Source organism: Massilia sp. Mn16-1_5 (assembly GCF_004798585.1).
In the GTDB taxonomy this organism is placed as follows: Bacteria; Pseudomonadota; Gammaproteobacteria; order Burkholderiales; family Burkholderiaceae_D; genus Telluria.
In genome coordinates, this window is sequence record NZ_PPXQ01000020.1 from 56,830 (window position 1) to 80,732 (window position 23,903).

General features: G+C 57.8%; 17 protein-coding genes, 1 rRNA gene and 1 pseudogene. 7 read left to right on the top strand and 12 right to left on the bottom strand.

Annotated elements, in window-relative coordinates; all coding sequences use genetic code 11:
• Positions 1–93: 93 nt before the first annotated feature.
• Positions 94–1,899 carry a CHC2 zinc finger domain-containing protein gene (locus C2862_RS21245; protein WP_136222360.1) on the top strand — a complete coding sequence of 602 codons (1,806 nt, stop codon included), beginning with the start codon at positions 94–96 and terminating at the stop codon, positions 1,897–1,899.
• Between the two features lie 887 nt (positions 1,900–2,786).
• Here the strand turns inward: C2862_RS21245 and C2862_RS21250 are convergent.
• The 5 genes from C2862_RS21250 to C2862_RS21270 form a co-directional block, all read right to left on the bottom strand.
• A complete protein-coding gene (locus C2862_RS21250; RefSeq protein WP_136222362.1) occupies positions 2,787–3,485 on the bottom strand; it encodes an anti-sigma factor domain-containing protein in 699 nt (232 codons plus the stop codon).
• The gene (locus tag C2862_RS21255; protein ID WP_229467537.1) at positions 3,482–4,066 is read right to left on the bottom strand and encodes a sigma-70 family RNA polymerase sigma factor; all 585 of its coding nucleotides are present in this window, start codon (positions 4,064–4,066) and stop codon (positions 3,482–3,484) included. The genes C2862_RS21250 and C2862_RS21255 overlap by 4 nt, the downstream gene beginning before the upstream one ends.
• Before the next feature lie 151 nt (positions 4,067–4,217).
• Complete coding sequence (locus tag C2862_RS21260; protein WP_210736089.1) at positions 4,218–5,600, bottom strand: sigma-54 dependent transcriptional regulator; 1,383 nt, start codon at positions 5,598–5,600, stop codon at positions 4,218–4,220.
• Between the two features lie 417 nt (positions 5,601–6,017).
• Positions 6,018–8,228, bottom strand: coding sequence for a S8 family peptidase (locus C2862_RS21265; RefSeq protein ID WP_229467538.1), 2,211 nt, complete (start codon positions 8,226–8,228; stop codon positions 6,018–6,020).
• Positions 8,229–8,230: 2 nt separating this feature from the next.
• Complete coding sequence (locus C2862_RS21270) at positions 8,231–9,397, bottom strand: AAA family ATPase (protein ID WP_229467539.1); 1,167 nt, start codon at positions 9,395–9,397, stop codon at positions 8,231–8,233.
• 299 nt (positions 9,398–9,696) lie between these two features.
• Between C2862_RS21270 and C2862_RS21275 the strand changes: the two genes are divergently transcribed.
• Entirely contained in the window at positions 9,697–11,616 is a 1,920-nt protein-coding gene (locus C2862_RS21275) for a hypothetical protein (protein WP_136222370.1), read from the top strand.
• 130 nt (positions 11,617–11,746) lie between these two features.
• Here C2862_RS21275 and C2862_RS21280 read toward each other — a convergent pair whose 3' ends face one another.
• The 5 genes from C2862_RS21280 to C2862_RS21300 all read right to left on the bottom strand — a co-directional run bounded on the left by C2862_RS21280 (position 11,747) and on the right by C2862_RS21300 (position 17,774).
• Positions 11,747–12,562 carry a hypothetical protein gene (locus tag C2862_RS21280; protein ID WP_136222372.1) on the bottom strand — a complete coding sequence of 272 codons (816 nt, stop codon included), beginning with the start codon at positions 12,560–12,562 and terminating at the stop codon, positions 11,747–11,749.
• Between the two features lie 659 nt (positions 12,563–13,221).
• The gene (locus C2862_RS21285; RefSeq protein WP_136222374.1) at positions 13,222–14,343 is read right to left on the bottom strand and encodes a TniQ family protein; all 1,122 of its coding nucleotides are present in this window, start codon (positions 14,341–14,343) and stop codon (positions 13,222–13,224) included.
• Entirely contained in the window at positions 14,298–15,188 is an 891-nt protein-coding gene (locus C2862_RS21290) for a TniB family NTP-binding protein (RefSeq protein ID WP_136222375.1), read from the bottom strand. The genes C2862_RS21285 and C2862_RS21290 overlap by 46 nt, the downstream gene beginning before the upstream one ends.
• Positions 15,185–17,092, bottom strand: a complete 1,908-nt coding sequence (locus C2862_RS21295) for a Mu transposase C-terminal domain-containing protein (protein ID WP_136222377.1) — start codon at positions 17,090–17,092, stop codon at positions 15,185–15,187. Before C2862_RS21295 ends, C2862_RS21290 begins: the two co-directional genes overlap by 4 nt.
• Entirely contained in the window at positions 17,085–17,774 is a 690-nt protein-coding gene (locus C2862_RS21300; protein ID WP_210736091.1) for a TnsA endonuclease N-terminal domain-containing protein, read from the bottom strand. The genes C2862_RS21295 and C2862_RS21300 overlap by 8 nt, the downstream gene beginning before the upstream one ends.
• A gap of 73 nt (positions 17,775–17,847) precedes the next feature.
• On the opposite strand from C2862_RS21300, the pseudogene C2862_RS21305 reads away from it, so the two are divergent.
• The 5 genes and pseudogenes from C2862_RS21305 to C2862_RS21325 form a co-directional block, all read left to right on the top strand.
• Positions 17,848–18,540 (top strand): annotated as a pseudogene (locus C2862_RS21305) (ATP-binding protein); the annotation flags it as partial.
• A gap of 42 nt (positions 18,541–18,582) precedes the next feature.
• Positions 18,583–19,110, top strand: coding sequence for a hypothetical protein (locus tag C2862_RS21310; RefSeq protein WP_136222381.1), 528 nt, complete (start codon positions 18,583–18,585; stop codon positions 19,108–19,110).
• Positions 19,110–19,841: an ABC transporter ATP-binding protein gene (locus C2862_RS21315; protein ID WP_136222383.1), complete on the top strand. Its 732-nt coding sequence runs from the start codon at positions 19,110–19,112 to the stop codon at positions 19,839–19,841. Before C2862_RS21310 ends, C2862_RS21315 begins: the two co-directional genes overlap by 1 nt.
• Positions 19,838–21,388: a hypothetical protein gene (locus C2862_RS21320; RefSeq protein ID WP_136222385.1), complete on the top strand. Its 1,551-nt coding sequence runs from the start codon at positions 19,838–19,840 to the stop codon at positions 21,386–21,388. The genes C2862_RS21315 and C2862_RS21320 overlap by 4 nt, the downstream gene beginning before the upstream one ends.
• Before the next feature lie 74 nt (positions 21,389–21,462).
• Positions 21,463–21,807 carry a DUF1840 domain-containing protein gene (locus C2862_RS21325; RefSeq protein WP_136222387.1) on the top strand — a complete coding sequence of 115 codons (345 nt, stop codon included), beginning with the start codon at positions 21,463–21,465 and terminating at the stop codon, positions 21,805–21,807.
• A 116-nt stretch (positions 21,808–21,923) separates the two neighbouring features.
• Here the strand turns inward: C2862_RS21325 and C2862_RS21330 are convergent, their stop codons facing one another.
• Together C2862_RS21330 and rrf are read right to left on the bottom strand one after the other, a co-directional pair.
• Positions 21,924–23,627, bottom strand: coding sequence for a hypothetical protein (locus C2862_RS21330; protein ID WP_136222389.1), 1,704 nt, complete (start codon positions 23,625–23,627; stop codon positions 21,924–21,926).
• Between the two features lie 157 nt (positions 23,628–23,784).
• Positions 23,785–23,897 (bottom strand): 5S ribosomal RNA (gene rrf / locus C2862_RS21335).
• Positions 23,898–23,903 lie beyond the last annotated feature (6 nt).

A 23,903-nucleotide genomic window follows, 5' to 3' on the forward strand; every position in this document is an offset into this window, starting at 1 on the left:
TGGGCGGACAAGTTACGCATTTGCACTATGATGGCATAATGCCCTTGCACGCCACCCGCTTACAAATGAGCGAAGACTTGACCGCTCAGCCTTATGATTCCCCAAGACTATATCCAGCAATTAGTGTTAAAAGCCGACATTGCCGAGATCATCGGTCGGGTAGTTTCGCTCAAGCGCGTCAAAATGAATTTCGTTGGACGCTGCCCGTTTCATCAGAAAGAAGCTCCTGACGAAGCGTCAGATGTGATTGCCTTCACGGTTTCTCCCGTCAAGCGTTTCTACCACTGTTTTTCATGCGGCGCGCATGGCAGCGTGATCGGCTTCATGATGAAGTTTAACGGTCTGTCATTCCGGGACGCAGTTTCGCAGCTAGCAGTAGCTGCTGCGATGGATCCACCTCCCGAGGCCGAGCCCAGCCGCATCAACCAGTCTACAGAAATGAGGCAGATGAGGGAGACGCTCGAGACAGCGCTGCGCTATTACCAAGGCGAACTGCCTGGAGCGGACAAGGCGATTACTCTGCTCAAGGGCGCCGGCATTTCTGGCGCGACGGCGAAACGCTTTCGCATTGGCTATGCGCCAGACAGCTGGGACAATTTGGCATCGGTATTCGGGCACAGCTATCGCACACGCTGTGCAGAAGCAGGCCTGGTGGTTGTCAAGGAGGAAGACGGCAAGGCGTACGATCGGCTACGCGACCGGATCATCTTTCCGACCGTCAATGGCCGTGACCAGGTGCTCGGCTTGTCCGGTCTTGCAGTATCGACACGACCGCATATCGCACAATACTTGCGTAACACCGCCCAGCCGAAGAAGCGTCGCCAGTCTGGCGGCGCTGATACCATTGGCCCTGGCGCCGAGGACAAGGGCAGCATGTTCGGGCTGCAGCAGGCGATCGTGGGCATGCGGGCGGAAGGCTTCGCTGTGCTCGTGCAGGACTGCCTGGATGTCCTGCGGCTACATGAAGCAGGATTACGCAATGCGGTGGCCCCATCGGTTGCCGGCAAAATGCGCACCGAAAATCTGACCCGACTATTTCGAAGCACCGCAGTGGTGACCCTGTGTTACCCGCGTACCCAGCGCGGCGCACGCGACGCTTGGGCTGCCATGCAGGCGGCCCTTCCAGCATTGCGCGATGATGTGCAAGTGCGCTTCGCCTTAATGCCTGAAGGCCTGGGCCCAGGTGATGTACTGCGGCAGACCGATGGCGCCGCGTTGTTTCGGTTGCTGCTCGATGCAGCTGTTCCACTGTCGCAGTATTTTCTGCAGGGACTCGCCTCGCAGGCCGATTTCCGGTCAATCGAAGGCCGCTCCAAAGTGCTCGGTACGGCCGATCAGATGCTTGAGCGGGTCGTCGCGCCGAACTTTAAAGCCCAGCTGGCCGACGCGGTACAACAGCTCGTTGACGACCAGCTCGAATTGCTGGACTCGGTCGATGAACATGATCACTGGCTTGCGAACGCCATCCGCACAGCAAACTCGCGCCTGGTGATCGTTTCACCCTGGGTGACCAGTGCGGGCATTCACCGGTTCAATCTGTGCGCCAATATTGCAACGGCCATCGCGCGCGGTGTCAGGGTCGACATTTATACCGACCCTGAGTTCAACACGCAACTACGGCGGCGTTCGCCCGCAGCGCAAGCTTTAGGTGCCAGCGCTGAGCGCGAACTGCAGCAAGCGGGAGCATACCTGCACCGCGTACCGCGCATGCACAGCAAGATCGTCGGCATTGACGATCATGCATTATGTATCGGCTCGTTCAACTGGTTGAGCGCAGCTAAAAGCGGGAGCTATCGACGGCACGAAGTGTCGCTCGTCCATCGGCATGGCGACGTCGGGATCAGGATTGCGGGACTGTTGGCCACACTGAACGCGGGCCGCGACATGAACACGGCGTGAGCATCAAAGTCCATCCGATGAGGTAGAGCAACTGAGCATGCCGACTTGGCGGGAACTTAAGCGGCTTGGATTAAGCTTTCAGTACTTACAAGGACATGAACCCTGCATTTCGCCAACACGTGCATTGATATCCGCTTTGTTTCTTGGAATCGGTCAGCCTCAATCCCTCGCTTCGCTCGCTCGCACACTTCAGTCGGCAGATATTGTAGAAACTGACGCGAATGACGAGCACTTCTAGCTTGTACAACACCTTGACCAGTTCAAGAAAGCCCCCTCGGCCGTGATCGACAACTGTGAAGATTCTGTTGCTGCGTTCTCCAATAACTATTGGTGCGCGTACTTTGCAAGCACCGCTTACCATACCTGCACGAGGGCATGCTGTTTAGCGGGCGACAGCAACAGGATGATTTCGTCCAGCCGAAACGGTCTACCGACGATCTACCCGGATAGCCGATTCGAGTTGAGCCAAGGTACAGGGCATTAACAGCTGGGCGTCGACGCAGCTGCTCTTCGACGGGCACAAGGTCGTGACAACAGGCCCCCACAACACTAGTCTCGCTAAAGGCTGCACTCTTTTTGATTGCTCCGCGGTGAGAAGGGGATCTTTATTACTGCTGAGCGTACTCACAACTATCAGCTCAAACACCTGACTCTCTAGAGCTTGGCGGAGGCTCTTGACATCGCCAAGGCAGCGGACCTCGCAATTGACGGTCTCGAGCAAGAGTTTCATTGTCCCTTGGGACAATGGATTCTGTTCCACTAAAAGTGTAAGCATCATCATCGAACCCGCTGACGTTTTCCCTAGCCAAATTTGGAAGGAGCACGATCGTATGAAGTATTGGGCGCAGGTGAGGCTGTACGTTCGACTTTTTACAAAAACAGCCGGCTTACAAGGTCACCCATTTTCCGGTGTACAGAATCGGCCCAGTCGGTCCACTTGGGTCTGGCGAACCGCCCTGTGGCTCAAGCGAAACCGCCAGTAGCACGGCATCCTTGCCAATGTCTTCAGTGTCGAGTGCGAGGGAGGTGACTTGATCGTTGGATAGCAGTCCAAGGGACCGTGGCGTGCCAGAAGCGTTAATCGCCCAAAGCTGCAAGGTACGATTGCCTGGAACGGATATGCTGCCAGCGACATTGACCCTGAGCCGGCGTTGGCGACTGTCTGCAGACACAATGAACGCGGTTTGTGCCTTCTCGTCGTTCAAGGCAGCGATGCGATCGATCCTTTGCTCTTGACGAGGCAACGTGAAGCTGAGCACGAGCGTCACCGCAATTGCACCTAGCCCAAGTGCAAAACCACCCCAAACCGAAATTGCTTTAATTTTCCGAAACGCCCACGAAGGTGCGTTTTTATTCAGGCCCAGCCGTTTTTCGATGTTGCGCCAAACGCGCGCTGGAGCGGCAATCGGCCGCGGCAGCTCAGCTATGGCACTGAAGTGGCGGTGCCAGCTATTGACCATGTCTCGTAGCTCGCTATCGTCGTCGAGCCATTGTTCAAAGCGGCGACGAGACCTGCCTTCAAGCGTGCCCAGGGCGTACGCGGCGGCCAGTCGGTCTCGCAAAACTCGATTGTCCGTCGGCCTCATGCTGCTACTCGCTTAGTTAGACAAGCCTTGAGCTTTTCCAATCCACGCCGTACCCAAGTCTTGATCGTTCCAATAGGCAGATCCAGTTGGAGTGCGGCTTCACTGTGCGACAAACCAAAGTAATAAACGATGCCAATGGTTTGCCGCTGTCTGCTGTCGAGCTTTGACATACAGTATGCTAAAGCACGCGCATCGTCCGATAGCTGTATCCGGGACAGCGGCCCGGGCGCCGGATCGTGCAAGGCGCTCGCAATATCGTCCTCGAATTGTTCGCTGTCGATTGCGACTGTGTCTACGTGACGGCGATAAATGTCGAGCGCCTTGTTGCGAACGATCGCACTCATCCAGGTCATCGGCGCTGCCAGATGCGCCTGGTAGTCCATTGCCGCATGCCAGATCGAAACATACCCCTCCTGCAGGGCCTCCTCGGCAAGCTCTTCTTTCTTCAATATGCGCATGGCCAAACCAAACAGTTTCGCTGACGTCGAGTCATAAAGAGTTCGAAAGGCGGTTGCGTCGTGCAAGCCTACGCGCCCAAGCAGCTGGCGTAGCTGCTCATTACTGCCGATGTCATCGATCACAATAGCCTTTTATAGAGTTGCCATAATTACCACTAAGCTATTGTAGCCCGACAGTGCCGGCGCTCCAGTTGAACTCTGTATCAAGTTCATTCGTTGCTTACAAAAATGTTCATGTAAAACGCAGAAGGTATTTTCAAGCTAACGTCTGTTCTCAATAATTTGCTTCCTCGTCGGCTGCGCTTTGGCGGAGTTTGGGTCGTTCGCGTCCTGCCGCATGCAGGTTGTGCTTGCTTAGCAAGCGGTACATCGTTGTGCGCGACACTCCGAGCCGGCGCGCGGCCAGGCTGACGTTTCGGCTACTCCTCTCAAGACACTCTCGTAGTGCCTGCTGCTCAGCGCGCAGACGTGTCTCATCGAGCTCAGCTTCGTGTGTAAGCGCAGCCGGCGACAAAAAGCCCAAATCCTCAGGCCTGATCAGGCGTCCTTCAGCCATGACTAACGCTCGGCGTACGCGATTGATGAGTTCTCGCACGTTACCTGGCCAATCATGCTCAGCGATCGCTTTCAAGGCCGCCTCCGAATAGCCCTTGAGCCGAAATGCTTTGTCACTCGCATAGGTGACGAAGAAGTGCTCGGCCAGTAGCGTCAAGTCATCACCGCGCTCCCGTAGCGCCGGCACCGTAAGTGGAAGAACAGACAGCCGATAGTAAAGATCTTGGCGAAACATTCCTTTTGCAACGGCCTGCTCGAGCTTCACATGCGACGCTGCAATGACACGTACGTCGACAGGAACAGCGCACGTGCTACCAAGCCGAGTAATCGTCTTTTCCTGGAGAAAGCGCAGTAAATTGGCTTGCAGCTCGTTTGGAAGATCACCGATCTCGTCAAGAAAGAGCGTTCCCCCGTTTGCCGATTCTATAAGACCGACCTTATCGCGCGTTGCCCCAGTGAAAGCGCCGCGTTCGTATCCGAAAAGCTCTGACTGAATCAAGGACGGTGCGATGGCGCCACAGTTGATAGGAACAAAGGGCTGCCCCACACGACTCGATTTAAGATGAATTGCCTGGGCAGCGAGCTCTTTTCCGGTACCGCTTTCACCCCAGATCAAGACAGGAGCGGTGACTCGGGCGGCGCGTCCTATATGGTCCCGTAACCTAGTAATGGCCGCACTGTGCCCGAGAATGGCTGACATGCCACGACCGGCTGTCGCTTGCGGCAAAGCGCGATACAACTGTGCTCGGCCGTAAGCGTGTCCAAGCGTGTACGTCAGGCGGACCGGATCGATTGGCAGCGTGTGATAGTCGTACAAATGCTCGCTGATGAGTTCTTGCGAGCCATCCTTGTTTAGATGGGCCTCGGCATACACCCCCACCCACTCAACAGTGTGGTTAGTGATTAGAAAGGTTTTGATATCGGCGCTCATGCCAAGGCGTCGATCGTGGACAAACAATCCAACGATGTAACGCTCATCGCTTAACTCTCTTTGCGCATCGTCAAAGTTCGAGACAGACCGTACATCCCAAGCGATCAAAGCCTGGCGCAGCAGTTGTGCTTGCGTGTCGTCCGAAACAATACAAAGCACTTTCCTGTTCATTCGTTCTTCAAGCATTGCCTAATCGTCGTTCCGGTTTCGTTGTAAGGAAGTAAGACGAATTTAGTCGCCTCATATCCATCTACGTTCTCGAACGGACAACGGATTCAATATCCGGAAAATTTAATTTTTCTCTCGGACAGGCGCTCAATGCATGAGGAGCGAGTACGGCAAGGACATGCCGTCGACGCGCACCTTGCTGGCGTCAAAAAGATGGTGGCGTGGCGCGTCGCATAAGGGACGCAGGTACCCGCGGCGCCAACCCAGCTCGTTGGCAGCGAGCGCTCGAATGATCAAACAATCGCAAAGTGATCTTGGCAACCTCAGTCGATGTTGCCTAACGCTGGCCTAATTTGTGAAGGATCGAAAGTCAGTCCAGCGACTGCATCCAAGGCGGCCAGTTGCTGGACTGAAAATGCGTCAGATCCTGATCGGCAGGCTCACTTGCGCTTGCAGTTCCTTTAACTTGGCATGGTCCGTCAAGATACGGTCATAGAGGTCAAGGTACTTTTTCGACTCGACAGTCACGACCAAGGCGTAGCGGATGCGCTCGGCACTCGAGCCACTGTTGTCACCACCTTCTCGGGCGTTGTAGTGGATATCAAAGCTGGGTTCCTGCAAACTTGAGCCCAGGAAGCTATCTGTCGCGTGCAAGACCGTTTCCCATTTTCCGAGGTCGCTGCGCTGCTCCTGCTCGGTACGGAACTTCGACACCGAGAAGAACGAGCGCGATTTGGCTTGCTGACCTGCCCGTTTTCCGAGATGGGGCCGGAAGGTGATGCCCAAGCCGGCTTTGGTGTAACTTGCCGCGTTCTCGACATCGACGGGACTGGCAAAGCAAAATGTTGCCGTGATCCGCACCTTCCCCTGCAGTTCTTGCGCAGGTAGTGGAATCGGTGCGCGAAGATATTTGCCTGGGCGAAGACTGCCCTGGTAGATGATCCTGGCTACGCCATCGGCGCAGGTGATGACGTCGGCGACATCGTGCGCAATGCGTCCCCATCCGATCTCGTCTACATCACACCGGGCCGTACTATCGACCGAATGCAACAGTAGCGCCTTGATGGTCAGGGGATCGACGTCAGCCCCGAGAATGGCACGGACGCCGATTCCTGTGCGTAGTGCAAAAGGCGAGGCGAAGCTTGTCCCCATCGTCGCCGCCAGTTCCGGGCGCCGGCCAGGTCGAATCACGTGAAAATATTCCTTCCCGCACCCGCCGAAAGACACCGCGTCTGGCTTGCGGCGCCCGGGGCTGCGGCCCGGGCCTTTGGCGCTATATCCTGCCCGCGCCCAGGTGCTGCCCGAGTGATTTGCAGCACCGATCGAGAGCGCGTTGACGCTGTCGCCAGGAACCTGAATACGGTCGAGGAACAGTTCCGTATCGCGCTCGCCATTGTTACCTACCGCAACAGTCATCAACGTCTCGCCGTCACTTAAGAGGTTATCGAGTACTGCGGTCCAGGCGTGAACGTCTGAATCCTCATATGGAAGATCGGGGCCCAAACTCAAGTTAATGAACTGGTACTGTCGGCTGAGCAATACTTCTTCGATATGACCGAGCGTTCGGTAGAGTTCGTACGGATCTTCTTCGTCCGAGCGCTCATCAAGGACGCGGTAATGGTCAACCGGGGCAAACGGACGCAAGGCCGTGCCGCCAGGCTCGATGGGTCCGAACAGGACAGCCGACGTAACGCCAAGCCCATGTTCCAGATAGCTGGGAACGTCAGCCGCGACAGGGTCACTACGCTCGTAGTGATTAACGTAAGACTCCAGGACGTGCGTTGCTGGCAGGCCTCCATCAAGTATGGCAACGCGCGGCTCGCTAGATAACGGTCCCGCCAATGGCAAGGTGCAACCGACTGTCACGGCGCTCGATCGTGCAACTGGCCGCGCACTGCGAATTTTTGGCATGGGACGCACTACTCGCAACAAAGTGAACTGCGCCAGACCATCGAGGCCGGCGACCGGTCCCTCCGCTGCGAGAAACAGCATCCCTCCAACAGGGAACTCATACTTTGGATTGACGGCAAAACCGTATTGCCGGGCATACGCTGCAAAAGCATCGCGCAGGACGCTACTTGAGTGCCCCGGGGCCATATGCAGGCCAACTTCAAATACGTTGCCATCGTACTGATCGAACAACTTGACACGGTCCAGCGAGGTCATGCTGTAGAAGTTCTCGATTTGGCGGAACTGGTCCCCCGCTGGAGAGTCCGGGTCGAGCTGCGCCGCAAGCTGCGGCAAGCGGGCCAACGCTGCCCGGGAGCCGGCAACAAACAGTTCTGTCGTATCGCACTGCGCAGGCGCTGTCTTGCGTGTGTCATTGCGTGGGTGCAAACGAATCGTTCGGCTACCGACAGACACCAAGCCCGCGTCGCGCAAGATTGCGCGAGGAAAATAGGACTTTGAAATATAAGCCGGGTGCAATTGCAACTTTGCCACCGCAAGATCGAAAGGGCAGGCTTCTCGTGGCAACGATCCGAGCTCCTTTGCGACATCGCGCATCTGGGGGATCAAAATTTGCCGCGCGTCGTCAAGTGAATACGGATGGGCCTTGTTCGGCTTCATCGGAGGCGGGCCGATGTCGTAAGTAAGAAGCTCGCCCTTGCCAATGATAAAGCGGTTTGCCATATTCACTCCTTCTTGTGTCCGCGGCCCTTCAGCGGGGATGGGCCAGCATATTTACGCAACGTATCGCGGGCTACCCCGGTCAACTCCGAAATCTGGTTGTGCGACATTGCGCCTTCCTTTGCCAACGATATGGCCAGATCGCGCCGAGCGTTCTTGTCGAGCTCGCCGGCATGGCGGATTGCCAGATCGACTGCCAAGCGAGCAGGCGGGATCTGGTGAATCAAGGCATTGCGACGCATTGTGAGGATTGCCCGTTCCACATCGGACAGCGATTGGCCCATCAAGGACGACGCCATCAAATTGATCCACGGGCCGAACTGCTGCGCATCCCGGTCCAGGAAGCGACCGATGGCAAGAGCGACCCCCTCGCGATCGGAAACATCAAAACGCAAGATTGCGTCAAATCGACGCCAGAGCGCAGGATCGATCAACTCGGGGTGATTCGTTGCCGCAAGCAGCAAACCGCTATCTGGCCAATTGTCGACCTCCTGCAAAATTGCCGTGACCAGGCGCTTGAGTTCGCCCACGTCAGAGTCGTCACTACGGCGTTTGGCGATGGAGTCAACTTCATCGAGCAACAACACCGCCTCGTTTTGCTTGGCAGACTCGAAAACCAAACGCAAATTATTGCCCGTCTTGCCAAGCAGGCTACTCATGACGGTGGTGAGATCGAGCACCCAAAGTGGCTTATTTATTTGCGTGGCGATATAACGCGCTGACAACGTTTTACCAACACCTGGCGGCCCAACCAGGATGGCTGATCGGGTCGGCCGGATGCCGTGTGCGGCAAGCTTGGCGCGCTCTTTGCGCTCGCTCACGATGTCATCGATCTGCTTGGCCAGTGCTGCAGGCAGAATCGGAGCTGCCAAACCGTCACGATCGTCGAACACACGCACCAGCGACTGGCGCGAATCCTGATCCTGCGGGAGAAGCGTAACGGCCTCACTCGTTGCTGGGGCGCGACGCATTACCGATGGACCAGAGGCACGTATCTGGCTTGTCTTGAGGAGCTGATCGAGCTTGGAAGAGAACTGTGGTCGACCTGCTCGGTATTTGCGCACGAGCTTGGCCAGGTACAGGCGCATGTCTTCGATCGAACCGGCCGCCGCAAGCCTGGCCAAATTGGCGAAATCAGCCTCAAAATCGTCAACAACTTCAATTTCTTTCACAAACACCTCTTAATTAAGTGCCATAAATTGGCGAATTAATTGGCGTATTTTATCACATTCCAGATTTTTTAGCCAATTCCTTTACGCATATGGATGCCAAGATGGCCGTTGCCGCCATGGCTCACAGAGCGTCGGAGTAAGACTTCGCCTGTATCCGACGTCTTGCGTACGACGCACCTTATCTTGTACGAGTGCGATCGATGAGCCGATCAACCATCGTGGTGTGCGAAAAGAAAGAGCTACAAGTAAACGCGCGACTGAAGTACATTAAGCACAAGTAATGTTTCCGCATCCCAACTATGTTCAGTAACCCAGCCAAATTTACCTTCCCTGTCGATGACGCTCTTTGGGCCGTAAAGCACATCGATCAGTTCACTCAAGCACATGCAAGAACACGCACCGCGGCTGTCAAAGTCATGCTGCAGCGCCTGCCTTTGAAAAGCACATCCCAGTTGACAAGACTGAGCGTCGCTGCCGCGAAAGAACTGCTTGGGAAACGAGACACCGACGCGAAGCCGGTGTTCGATTTCGTGTCGATCCTGGTCGGAGCACTTCCTGGCATTTGTATTGGGGACGTCTTTCGCAATGGCGAAAAAGTAGGAGAGCTGCCTAGCGTTAAGCGTACGCTCACGCTTGACGCGGGCGAAACAGACTCGACCCAGGCAAAAGCTGGGGGAACCATTGCGCCACTTCCCGGCTGGGGAACAATGCCATGTCGCGTTCTCAATGCATCCGAATACTCAGGCATTGCCGACCACCCATTACAGAACGTGCGCTTTAGCCAGAGTCGGTTCGCCTATTTTCGACGCACTCGCAAGGACGGTGGCACTGACACGTTCGTTCTCCCACGCATGACCATCTTTAAGGCGTTCTACGCGTCGCACAGTGTCTTGGCGAACGCGTTCTGCGCTGGCCCCTGGGAACATGAAGTTCACCGTGCCATCTCTTTTACCAGGACCCATGGCGGCGCGCAGACCGGCGTGGTCAATAACGGTGAGCAGTGGGACATTGTTTTGCAGACCCTCATACAGGACGAGTACGCGGGCATCCTGGCCGTTCTTCACTTCGACGACTATGGGCGAAGCCGAGCCAAGTCCATTTATAGCCAAGCCTTACAGGAGCGCAATCACAACCCAAGGGCACCATGGTATGCCAATGCAGAGATCCCGCTGCGCTCTATCGACGAGAGTCTTCATCTGTCCCTTAAGTGTTTGCAGCTACGCAGTTGGCGTGACCGCAAATCCGGAGGACCTGAACATCATAAATTTCTCGTCACCGATATCTACGGCAGCAGCTGGCCGTCGCACTACCCCATCATCGCCCACACACGGACCAATGCAGGAGAAGGCAGCCCGCGACCCCAGCCAGTGCCGTTGCCGGCACCATTTCGCGGTACGCCCCCTTCAAAGGAGGCAAATGAGGACACGGTCATACGTTCTGATCTTGACGCCCACACGGGCAGCTCGACGACGATCATCAAGGGCCGCGAATGGTGCTGGCTTGACACCGGCCCGAAATACCGCAAACTGGAGAAGGAACAAAGCGGCCGCTACGAAGGAGGAGGCTTTGCCGGCATCGATAACGACACAGCACATGTATCACCTGGCGCCCATACATCGGAAAACGATGCGCTGCCGAAAGCGGAAATCAAATCTGTCGTACGAATTCCCAACGCTCGCTTCGATCATATGCATCAGGCACTCGCCAAACTTGTCGAGACCAACGTTATCACGCAGCTGACACCGATCCCCGCCAACCGTTCAGGGCAACGTGCCCAGCGAAGCGGTTATGAATGCTGGACGTTCATCGATGACGAGTCACTGCGACGCAAGCTCGGACCTGCTGGTGGCTTCAGGACGATCTACGACATACCGCGTGTCCGGCGCAGCGCTCATTGGCGCACAGCTCTGGTTCTGAGTTTCCAGTACCGCCGGCAAATACACCATTGGATAGAAATCGAGTGCAATCGCAGCAATGCCTTCAGGTCGCTGCTACTGACCATTGCGTCTGGCCGGGATGTTCACGACACCATCGAAGTCACGCTCAATGCTATCGCAGAGGCTAAAGGCATAGGTCTCGAAAAGGCTGTTCGTGCAATCTTCCCTGATGCACCGATCAAGGTGTTTGCTTATACTCATCGATACCAGAAAGATGGGACGCTAAGGGTGGATTTGCTGAAGGCCTTCCTTGAGCGTAACGTTGCTGATCCTGCCGGATAGTACAGCAGCGCATGTCATTTGCACTGACTCACCGAAGGTAACAATCGTCATCTATTCCATCGAAACGCAAATGATCGTTGACCAAATGATCGTTGACTTAAAGCAAAGCTGGCAGATGCAAGCAGGCTCCTCATTTAACGAGCATTTCGACGAAGCGCCTGGCATAGGGATCGAGCTCTTGAGGAATGCAAATACGCTCTTTGCCATAAAAGTATGTAACGGCATCAAGCGTCACTTGAAAATCCGTGGCGGTGGACGACAAAACTACTGCCTTGGGAAATCCGAGTGACTCGGCCAGGATGGAACCGAGGACATCCTGCGAAGCGCTCGCAATTCCCGTTTCCTCGACATTGGATATCAGATCCCGAAGCTTTCGTGCCGAACGTACCGGGTCTGCCAGCGGACGAACGACGACACCCTTAGGTGGCATCTGTACCTTCCATCCACGAGCGCTTCGACAGAACGTGATGAAGCGTGAGAGGCTGTTCCTTGCGCCCGGTTTAGCCTCCAGATAGTGCTCCAATCGTCCTGCAGGCCAAGCTTCGTTCCCAACGTTGGCACTGGCGCAGAAAAGCGCAGCGTTAGACAGGTACGTTCTGACACTGCGTGGCGAAAGTGCGCTCTTCATGAGCGCCTGGTGATAAGCCTGCAAAAGCTCGTTCCAGGGCTGGCGTTTGGCTGCTATCAGTAGCTCGGTAATGCGGGCAGCTTCGGACGCATCGCTCTTGTCTTCGCTGCGCAAATGAATATCGAGCTCTTCGGTCAGGAACTGTACAGGAAGCAGATGCCGGCGAAGCACCCCGGTACCAAACAGCTGCAAAAGAGCAGGCCCATTCAGATCCAGGGCAGAGCTATACTCGGCGTCGATTCGCTCAAAAAAAGGCTGGTGATCTCGAATATTACCCAGGAGCCTTGGATTGCCTAGACTTCGGGCATGCATCCACATGGCGAACCTCGACCACAGAACTACCACCCAGTAATGCGCAAACATCGCTGACGTCAGCTTGACCTCTCGCTCGAGCGCAACGCGGTTCAGACAAGCACGGCATCGAGACGCCCCTTTACCTGGTACCTGGGTCCCGCAATCTGGGCATGCATGTGTTGCCGTACTGTCGTGAACACAATCGGCGCACACTGCTGAAGCATCCTCGCGATGACACCCAACCTTGCGGTACTTTCGACAGACACTACACGTGGCATGCGTTTCTTTGTTCCTGCATGAATCACAGATCTTTTCGAATACACCTGCCGACGGCATGGTCGACAAACGGGAGGTAACCCGTTCGCACCTTGCACATTTCTGAGCCTCCTTAAAATATGGGACACATGACGGACACACAGGCCGTTGATCGATCAATAGTCCAGCGCGCGGCACCGGTTTGTCGCATCGAAGACAGGTTCGACTCGACCTTGTGCAAGCCGAACAGACAGGTTCCATCTCGTTCTTGTGAGCGATAGTTCTGCCATTACAGAGAACGCATGCTGCGGCCTTGAAAAGATACTTGTAGCAGCCACCGCAGTATTCCTTATCAAGATGAAGCTTGTGCGCTGTCTCCATCACCTTGCCGCAACGGTCGCAGTAACGTCCGAATTTTGGATCAATGCTCATGACCACTTCCTGGCAGCTGCCATCAATTCACGCGCACGCTGTTCCCGGCAATGTGCGCCGCCATCAGCCTCGATCTCGCGCACCCGCTTCAATAATGTCGAGGCTCGATATGAATATTGACGCCGCAACCGTTGCGGCAACCAGTCGATCTGTTCACCCAGCCATGTCGGCGTCTTCCCGCAATGGGCGAAACTTGCTCGGGTCATATTTGATGTCATCGCCACCCTAAAAAATTCATCCGGCCACCGGTTAAGTATTTCCAGAATGCTGGCACACAAGCGTAACCGCACAGCTGTAACGGAGAAACGCAACGCCTCGTGATTGTCGAGCACAACGTGATCGTGCACATCGAGGTTCACTTGATGCCAATGCATCTTTTCTCGCAACAGCTTTAGCAGTATCGCCAGGCCCGAAAAGAAGTCTGCGCGCTCAACAATTGTGCCGCCAACGTCGATGAAGTCGTGCCTACAAAAGCTCAGAAATTTCTCCTGTACCTGTAATGCCTCATCTACTGGTAAATCGGCATCATGAGGGTGCACGTTGCCCAGTACTGAGCCACATCGATGGCAGGTTGACGGTGAAAAACGCGCTCGATGCGGTACGACTGGTGCACTGCACGCGCTGCATTGATTCTCAAGCATACGATGATGAACGCTGCAGGCAAACGCAAACGACAGGCGCCAGGTGCGAAGAAATGCACCATTGGCCTGAAGGCATTGAGGACAAAACTGTAGTCCATGGCGAGAACGGAAGCGACCATGCATGCCTATAGATGTGAGCCAGCTTGACTGGCCTTTAAAGGCGTCTGCGTCGTTTGCGTTACTCGAAAAAAGAGGTGAGAGCGTCATCGACCTGACCAGATCGGCCGACAGGTTCGACGCCTGAGCAATCGCATCGACAAGCTGCGTGTGCGCCCGAGCATCGATATCGCGCGTCCATATCTGAGCACGTGGAAAATGCAGGGAGACAAAATGCATTGGGTGCATACCATGGGCATGTGCCGAGCGCACGAGATATGAACTGAGAAGCTCGTCTGGAAGGGGCTCAAGCCGAATTGACCAGGAACGCGTCTTTAGACACGTTTGGCAATGTCCTCCCACTCGTCCTGACGTGTCCACTTCATCGACCTGAGCACTTGCTCGTCAATCTTTTCCCTGCCAGAGCTAATCGCAAAGCTCGCCGCTTCCTTCAACAGCTTAACCGTCGACCCAAGGGTTTCACCAGCCATCGAATACAGCTTAGGCGCCAGTTCGCGCGACGCCAAGTTCGACGGCTCCGCCAAAGGCAACAGTCGCTCATAGCTGGCCAAAAAGCGCAGATACTCGGTGTTAAGGCTCCATCGATCAAGCGCCGCTGGCTCGAAACGTGACTTCATCTGCGGCTCAAGATTGAGGGCATTGATCGCGGCCTGAGTTCCTGCAGCGATGATCGAAATCTTCAGATCATTGCTTAACCCCTTGATGGCCGCGAGCAGGTCACCAGCCTTCTTGCCGGCAGTGGTGAGGTTGTTGAATTCGTCGATGACGAGAACCCGAATGCCTGCGTAGCTGAGGATGGATTTCGCTTGGCGTTTCTTGGCTGCAGCCGAGTCTCGATCACCGTGGGATATGCCCATCGACCAGAGAATTTCCGACCAAAATTCGGACTCGTCTGGAGTCTCAGGCATCGAGATACGAAGAACAGGCGCGATGGGGCTGCCAGTGGCGGTAATCTGCACCGGATAGCGGTGCGAGAAACGCTCGAGGATCGAACTCTTGCCATTGCCGCTGCGGCCGACAATGAGCAGATTAGGCATGCGCAGCGTCTTAGGATAGACAAGCAGCTGATCGAGCTGCTGCATAATCTGGGTAGCACGCGTGTATCCAATCCAGTGATCAGACTTGCAATGCTCGATTCGCTCGTCGTTGGGCAACTGCAGCAGCGGCAGCACGTCGCTATTGAGGTGGGTTTGAACTTCGATCATCGCGACACCGCCACATCGTCAAATGGTTCAATAGGCTGCGCAAAAGGATCGTCTTCGATCGTCGATGCAGGTTGAACACGCAAGTCGGCAATGATCAAAGGCTTTTCCTTGACCACCACTTTCGCTGGCGTTCTCGTTGCCTGCCTGCGTGCCGCTTTCGTTCTTTGTACCGACTGCTCCACCACGTTTCGCATACGGCCAAGCGCGTCAAATATCGCGTGTTCATCAATATTGCTGCGGCCTTGTTCCTTGAGCTTACGCTGGACCTCTTTGAGCTCCCATGCACTCATTGCTGGGTGCCCCATGTCGCGGTATGGGATAGGGTAATAGGACTTGGCCACAGGATCGAAGAAGTACACTTTGCTGATGTCGCGTGGGTCTCGCCTGACCAGGAATGATCGCCGCATCCTGGAGTTTTCTGGGTCCGTGGAATTGATATACGGGTCCAGCACGGGATCGTAATAGTTGATGCATTCGATCTGAATACCGTACTGCTGGACTGACCGCTCGTAAAAAGGCATGAAATCCAATCGCAGCCGCGCTGCATCGCCTGGCACTGGAGGAATGCCAACGCCTGGCTTGGTTGCGTCTCCCAAGATCCCCAGCTCCCACTTCTTGCGCGGCGCCATACCAAGTTCACTATGGTTTCGCTGGTGGTAGACGTTGACGATGAATTCGACAACGAGATATTCGAACTCGCGTAGCGTCAGTGCAGACTCACCTTCGGAATCGTAGCCTTTACGCTGCCCAGGGTTGGAAAAGGTAGCACCGGGCCATTTGCGAATCTGATTGGCCATCGTGCCCATGTATCGCTCGATATGGCCACCATAGTGCGGCCTGAGCACCGGGCGCCATTGAAGGTCGATGCCGTACTCCTTGCATGCGCGCTCAAGAACGATCCCGCGAAACTCCTTTGCATTGTCGCTGTGGATAGCGCTCATCGTTCCCCAGACCGGCCATTCTCCGCTAACACCCAGCTCAGCAAGGTATTCACGTTTTGGACAAATCGCGTGCGAAATGCACATCGCAACGGACGTGGAACTTGGTTTTTCGAACGTGATGTGCATGCCTACAATCATGCGGCTATACACATCGATGGCGAACGTGAGCCATGGGCGCCCGATAGGCTGCCGATGCACGTCGTCAACAAGAATGATGTCTGCCGGCGTGTGGTCGATCTGCACGACAGCCAAAGGAAAATCTGCGCCCGGGAACTCGCCTCGAATCGGATCGTACTTGTTCCTGGCGATCTCCCGATGCCCGCGCCGGCGCAGCGTTTCAGCGACCGGGAGCATCTTGATACGCTGACGGATGGTATTGGGGTGAGGAGCATCAATTTTTGACAGCCGCGCCCGGCGCATCACTTCGTCGATTACGTCCTGCGGACGCATACGCTGCTTGGTCAGGAACTCATCGTCGATCACGGTCGCAATCAACTTTTCCTGCTCACCTTGCAGCATCTTCGTACCTGTCCGGCGCCCCCGTTTGGTGGGCACCAAGGCGGATACGTGGCCCGCCTCCTGGTAAAGTTTCAGCCATTTATATAACGTGGCAGTGTGCACGTCGAACTGCTGTGCGACCAGGTCAGCATCCGCTCGTGTCCGAAGTGGATTATCAAGCAGCAGTTTGATAGCTTGAAAACGGCGCTGCGCTTCCTGCCAATCCTTTTCACTGTAGAGAAGCAGGTCACGGTCTTTTCCCGCCACCTGGTCGACCGACGCCTCTTCCTTGTCGACCGGTGTAAGCGTATCAATGCGCAAGCGCACACTCTCGTCCGTCTGAACATCAACGGCGAATACACTGTCGATCGAGACCAGATGCGTGATTCGATATACCCGATTTGCCGATCTTACGATTTGACCAGGCTCAGCGGAAAAAAATGCCTTGGGAAGTACGTTAGGCATGTTCCCCTCCTAACCAGATCGTCGAGTGCATCGTAAGCGGCTTGTCGAGCTCTGCCTTGATTTCCCGGTTCGCGACCATCCTCCATAGCTCCGTCAACGCTGCCATGCGCTTCTCCTCATGCAAGTAAGCCATGGCCAGCAAGCCTTGAGCAGTGGTAGGCCCAAGCGCCTTCATGCTGTAGAGCAGTTGTTCCTTGTAGAGGGTCTGCGCAGTCAACTTGCGATACTTGCGCAGGAATTTAGCGTTGGACAGGTAAGGAGTACGGATGTCGCGTTCTGTGACGATCTTGAAGCGCCACGAGCGCTCGCGGCAATGCCTGACCATCCGCTTGAAGCGCTGGCGGTACTTGGCGAACTCCGCGCGAAGTTCTTCGTAGGGCTTAACTTCGAACACGACTACGGGAATAGTGCCATTTCGCTCACGATACTGAGCCAGCACGTCTGGAGTGTAACGTAGGGCACTCCCATCAATTTCGTAATTGAGCGAAAACGGTTGCTCCAGGATGAGTTCAACGTCTGGATCGAAATCGAGACAAATGAGCCAATCGCGCTCAAGGGAAGATTCAAAGCCAGCAGCGTTGCCTGATCCAAGTACGACCCTACCGGTTAGGGAACGACGATTCGTACCGATGCTCCGAACAGGCAACATTAAATCCAGTCGCGTTATTTCACTATTTTTCATATCCAGTCGCGAAATATTCGCTTTTCAGTCGCAAGATTAGGCGTAATATGCCGTGCCGTTTCCTCTATGTCAAGCGGCGTCAGTCGCGGCATTTAGCGGAATTGACAGCGGCAATGCGCCGCGGCCGGGCGAGGTGTCGCTGGCGCATTGTGGCGTGCTCTTCCTCGACGAGCTGCCGGAATTCGATCGCAAGGTGCTCGAGGTCTTGCGCCAGCCGCTCGAATCGGGCCGCATCACGATTTCGCGCGCCGCGCACCAGGCCGAGTTTCCCGCACGCTTCCAGCTCATCGCTGCGATGAATCCCTGCCCTTGCGGCTGGCAGGGCCATCCGTCAGGCAAATGCCATTGCACCAACGAGAGCGCACTGCGCTACCGCGACCGGATTTCCGGTCCCTTGCTCGACCGCATCGACATGCAGATCGAAGTAAATGCCATGTCGCCCGATGCAATGGGCGCCCGCGCCGATGGCGAGCACAGCGCGGCAATTGCCGAACGGGTGGCACGCGCCCATGCGATCCAGCTCGAACGCCAGGGCAAGCCGAACCAGCGCCTGGGTACGCGCGAGATCGAACGCCATTGCACGCTCGATCCGCTGGGTGAGCGGACTTTACGATCGGCCATGTCGTTGATGAACTGGTCGGCCCGCGCGTATCACCGCGTTCTGAAGGTGGCGCGCACGATTGCCGACCTGGCGGGCACAAGCGCGATCGAGGCGCCGCACATGGCGGAAGCCGTGCAGTACCGGAGAGGATTGCAGACGCGGTAGTCGGCGGTGGCGCCGCGCCAGCCGCCCTGCTACCATCGGCACATGCAAAAACGACCATTCATCGCCTTCGTCCTTGCCGCGCCCTTGCTGCTGGCGGCCTGCAACCCGACCTATAACTGGCGCGACTACAGCAGCCCGGATGCGCCGTATCGGATCATGTTCCCGGCCAAGCCGGCGACCCACACCCGCAGCGTCGACCTGAACGGCATGCAGGTGGACATGACGATGACGGCGGCCGAAGTCGAGGGCGTGATGTTTGCGGTCGGTAGCGGCGTCGCACCGGACGCGGCTCAGGCGCAGGCGGCAGTCAACGCCATGAAGACGGCGCTGGTACGCAACATCGGCGCCAAGGTCGAGCACGAAAGCACCGCGGCTGCAGCGACGGCCGCAGGCCAGGAAACCGCGGTCGATATCGACGCGCTGGGCACCGCCAACGGCCAGCCGATGAAGCTGCGCGGCCATTTCGCGGCGCACGGCAAGCGTTTCTATCAGGTGATCGTGATGGGCAAGGCCAATGCCGTGGTGCCCGAGCACAGCGACCAGTTCATCTCTTCCTTCAAGCTGCTGTGATGGCGGACACGCCTGCGCTGGCGCTCACCGGGCTGAGCAAGCATTTCGGCCGCCCTGCCGTCGATGGCCTGGACTTGACCGTCCGGCGCGGCGAATTCTATGCGCTGCTGGGACCGAACGGCGCCGGCAAGACCACGACCCTGCGCATGGTGGCGGGCCTGCTGGCGCCGGACGCGGGCCGGATCGAGGTGCTGGGCATCGACCTGGCCCTTGAACCGATCGCGGCCAAGCGCAAGATCGCCTACCTGCCGGACGATCCCATGCTCTACGGGAAGCTGAAACCCTATGAATACCTGGAATTCGTCGCTGGCCTGTGGGGCGTCGAGAGCCAGGCGGCCGAGCCGCGCGCACGCGAGCTGCTCGCCTGGCTCGACCTCGACAAGCATGCGCACGAGCTGACCGAAGGCTTTTCGCGCGGCATGAAGCAAAAGCTGGCCCTGGCCGGCGCCCTGATCCATGCGCCGGAGCTGTTGATTCTGGACGAGCCGCTGACCGGGCTGGACGCCGGCGCCGCGCGCCAGGTGAAGGACTTGCTGCTCTCGCATGTGCAGCAGGGCGGCACCGTCATCCTGACCACGCACATCCTCGAAGTGGCCGAGCGGCTGGCCGGGCGCATCGGCATCATCCAGCACGGGCGCCTGATTGCCGAAGGTACGCTGGACGAGCTGCGCGCAGCGACGCCCGGCGCGACCCTGGAAGACCTGTTCCTGCGCCTGACGGGGCCGGCGTGAGCGTGCAGCCCGGCAGTGCCCTGTGGCTGCTGCGCCATGAGTTGCGCCTGTTCTGGTTCAACCTGTCGAGCGGCAAGCAGGGCTCCCCACGCCGACCGGCCTGGCGCGTGCTCGGCAGTGGCCTGCTGGTCTGGCTCGGTTTGCATGCAGGCGTGTTCGCGCTGCTGCGTGCGATCGGTCCGATGGGCGGCCTGCCGCCGCGCCAGTTCGTGATCGCCGTCAGCGCGCTCCTGCTGTCGACTTTTCTCTTCATGCTGTCGAGCGCGCTCAAACGCAGTGTGGAAACCCTGTTCGACCGCGGCGACATGGATCTGCTGCTGTCCTCTCCTCTGCCCTCGCGCAGCATTTTTACTGTAAAGCTGGCGGGCATGGCCTTCGGCGTCGCCGCCCTGTACCTGTTCTTCCTGGCGCCCTTCGCGCACGTCGGTCTGTTGCTGGGGCAACTGCGCTGGCTGGCGCTGTATCCGGTCCTGTTCGCGCTGGCGCTGCTGGCGGCATCGCTGGCGATACTGCTGACGCTGGCCCTGGTGCGCGTGCTCGGCGCGCGCCGCACCCGGGTGGTGGCGCAAGTCGTCGGGGCCATGGCCGGCGCCCTGCTGTACCTGCTGTCGCAGGCCGGCAACCTGATGGCGCAAAGCGGGGGCGTCGCCTCCTCGGCAAGCGCGCGTGTGATGGCTTCCCTGCAATCGGTGGATCCGGGCAGCCTGCTGTTCCTGCCGGCGCGCGCGGCGCTGGGCGACGGTCCAGCGGTGGCCGTGATCGCCGCACTCGGCTTGCTGGCGGGATTGCTGACCGTGCGCTGGACCCACCGCTTCTTCGTCCGGGGACTGCAACAGGCGGCCGGCAGTGCGCGCGTGGCAAGTCGGGCCGGTCCGGTGCGCTATCGCTTCGATCGCGGCTTGCTGCAGCTCGTGATCATCAAGGAGTGGCGCCTGGCCTGGCGCGACCCGCACCTGATTTCGCAAATCCTGCTGCAGCTGCTGTATTTGCTGCCGATATGCTTCGTCGTGTTTCGCAACAACCAGTTGCAGCTGACCATCGTCGCCGCCGGTTTGACGATGCTGTGCGGCTCCCTCAGCGCGTCCCTCGCCTGGATCATCCTGCTGGCCGAGGATGCGCCGGACCTGCTGCAGTCGTCGCCGGCACGGGCGCTGACCGTGCGCATGGCGAAACTCGGGGCGGCTGTGATCCCCGTCGGCGCGCTGGTCGCCTTGCCGCTGCTGTGGCTGATCGTGCGCGCGCCGTTGGCGGGCATGCTGGCGGCGTTGACGATGCTGGGTGCGACCGTGAGCGCGGCCCTCGTCAACGAATGGACCGGACGGCCGGCGACACGGGGCGAATTCAAGAACCGCGGGCAACGCGGCGTGGCGACGCGCCTGCTCGAACTGTGCAGCGTGTTGGCATGGTCGGCGCTGGCCTGGCTGCTGCAGCGCGCAGCCACTGGTGCGCCGGCGAGTCTCGCCTTCGCTGCCGGCCTGGGTGGCGCTGCAGCCATTGCTTTCGGCATCTTGCCGCTGGCTTGGCTACTGCGCCATCGTGTCCGCTAGAGGCGTGCGCGAGATGACCGCACCCGGCACTCGTGTTATCGTTTAGTTACGACGAAAATACACGAGAACGCATTATGTTAATCACTTTCAAAAGCAAAGCTTACCCCGACGTGATGATGTACCAGGATCACGCCAAGCGCATCCTCGACCTGCTGAACAAGGAACCGGAGATCGGCGTCATCACTGCGGCGGAAGCCGGACGCGCCGTCGAGCTGCTCGAGCATGAAATCGAAGAGAGCCGCAAGCATCCGCCAAGCGAAGAGATCGAGCAGGATATCAAGGCCCACCGGGGCGACGACGACGACGACCCCGATCACGAGCAGGCGCAAATCGTCAGCTTCTCGACCCGGGCCTACCCGATGCTCGAGATGCTGCGCGCGGCACGCGACAACAAGTGCGACATTCTCTGGGGCGTGTAATCCCGGCGTCGCTGCGCTGAGCCGTCCTGGCGCAAGGCCCGGAATAGAAAAGCCCGTCAGCAATGCTGGCGGGCTTTTTTCGTATTTGCAGAAGTCCGATGCGCGTTACGGGACGATTACTCTGCGTCGGCCGTTTCCGGTGCACGCTGCACGGGCCTTGCCTTGCCTGCCGGACGTGCACGGCGTCGCCAGACAACGCCCGCCAATATCGCGCCGATGCCAACACCGATGCCCGCGACCGGCAGCGGCACCACGGACGGGTCCTCGTCCGGCGTGAGGTCGGCGTCACGCAGCGCGGCAGGGAACGGACGCGCCCCGACCGGCACGATCTTCCAGTCGGCCTGGTCCGCCGGCACCCGCGAGCGGAACTCGTCGAATGAAAAGACCGGTGCCGAGCCCATCGCGCGGCTCGATGGCACTTGGGGGATACGCACCAGCAAAATCGCTTCGACGTCTTCCCTCAGTTGCTGCTCGTAGCGACTCAATGGGCGCTTGGGCATGCCTTCGGTGGCGACCAGTTGCAGCAGATCCTGTCCGATGGCGTCGAAACCGACCGCAGGCAGGAGGCGGATCTGCTCTTCGTTCAGGTAATCGTAGATCTTGCGGCCGCTGGCCAGGCTGCCGTCCGTCGCCGCGACGTAGCCGTAGGCGCCGATCGACTTCAGGGGCGCCGTCGGACCGCGCTTTGGAATGTGCCAGCCGAGCGCATCGACCACGTCGACGCTGATACCGGTGCAGTTGGCGGCCGCGTGGCGATAGCGGAAGTCGTGCCGATAAAAATGGTTGAACACGCGCTGGATGCCGCCCTGGTAAGCGATCGCCGTGCGCGCATTGTTGAGGATGGCAACCAGCATGACGGAGGGCCGGTAGTATTGCTGGCCGCTGTTCAAGTCCATCAGATAATTGTCCATCGGGACGGTCGCTGCGAGGATGCCCTTTTCGCTGACCGAATCGAGGTTATAAAAATTGTTCACGGCCCAGCTGGACCAATCGCCCTTGTCGCCGAAGCGTCCGGTGGCCACCGCAAAATGGCCGCCGAGCGATTCGTCGTCGTCCCCCTGGGCGCCGTTCAGGACAATGCCGAGCACGGGCTTGTCTTTCCAGGCACGCTCCTGCCCGGGATGGCGTTCCCATAGCAGGCGTGTGTCGACGCTCTTCCCTTCGCCAGCCGATGCGCGCACGAAGTCGGTCAGTCCCGACGGATGCTTGAGCGGCTCGGTTTTCAAAGTGGCGGGTTCGATCGCGAAATCGGACGGCCAGATCATGCGGGCGATGATGGTGGGACGCCCGTTGACGTCCTCGAGCGCACCGCGCATCCGCACTTGCCGGCCTGCGAGCCAGGCGGCGGTGGCGTCGTTTGCGTAGGAGCGGTTGGTGGGCAGTTGCGGTACCAGCTTGAGGCCGATTTCCTGGCCGTCGGCAGTGCGCAGCGTTTGTGCGCCCGGCAGTACGGTCGCTCCTTCGAGAATGCCGGGTGAGCCGATCCAGACGACCGAGGGATGGGCGAGCTGTGCAGACTCCGTCGTTACAGCCCAGCGGACAACATCCGTATTCCTGTCGACGCCCCTGCTGAAGCCCGACGCTGCCGCACCGTTTGCCGGGACGGCGATCAATTCGTTCTGGAAGTACCACAGGTTTTGCTTCGGTACGGCGCAGGCTGGGCAGTTGCCGGTGCGCAGGCGAAAGCCGTCGGCCGGCAGGAGACCAATCGATTCCGTTTCGAGTGCCGGTTTAAAACCGGCGATGGACGTTTCGGCACTTGCAATCGTCGCGAAGCCGGCAATACCAATCGCAACAAAACCCAGGAAGCTTCGGCCCATGCTCATTCCCATTTTCGGCAAAAGATAAAAATCTAATCGAATGATGCCGCAGGGAATTGATTTACGCCATTACTAAAGTGGGGAAGACGAATAAACGACAGGTGCACAAAGCAAAAAACCCCATCCAGATCACTGGATGGGGTTTCGCTTATAACTAGCCTGACGATAACCTACTTTCACACTGGTTGCAGCACTATCATCGGCGCAAAGTCGTTTCACGGTCCTGTTCGGGATGGGAAGGGGTGGGACCGACTTGCTATGGTCATCAGGCATGAC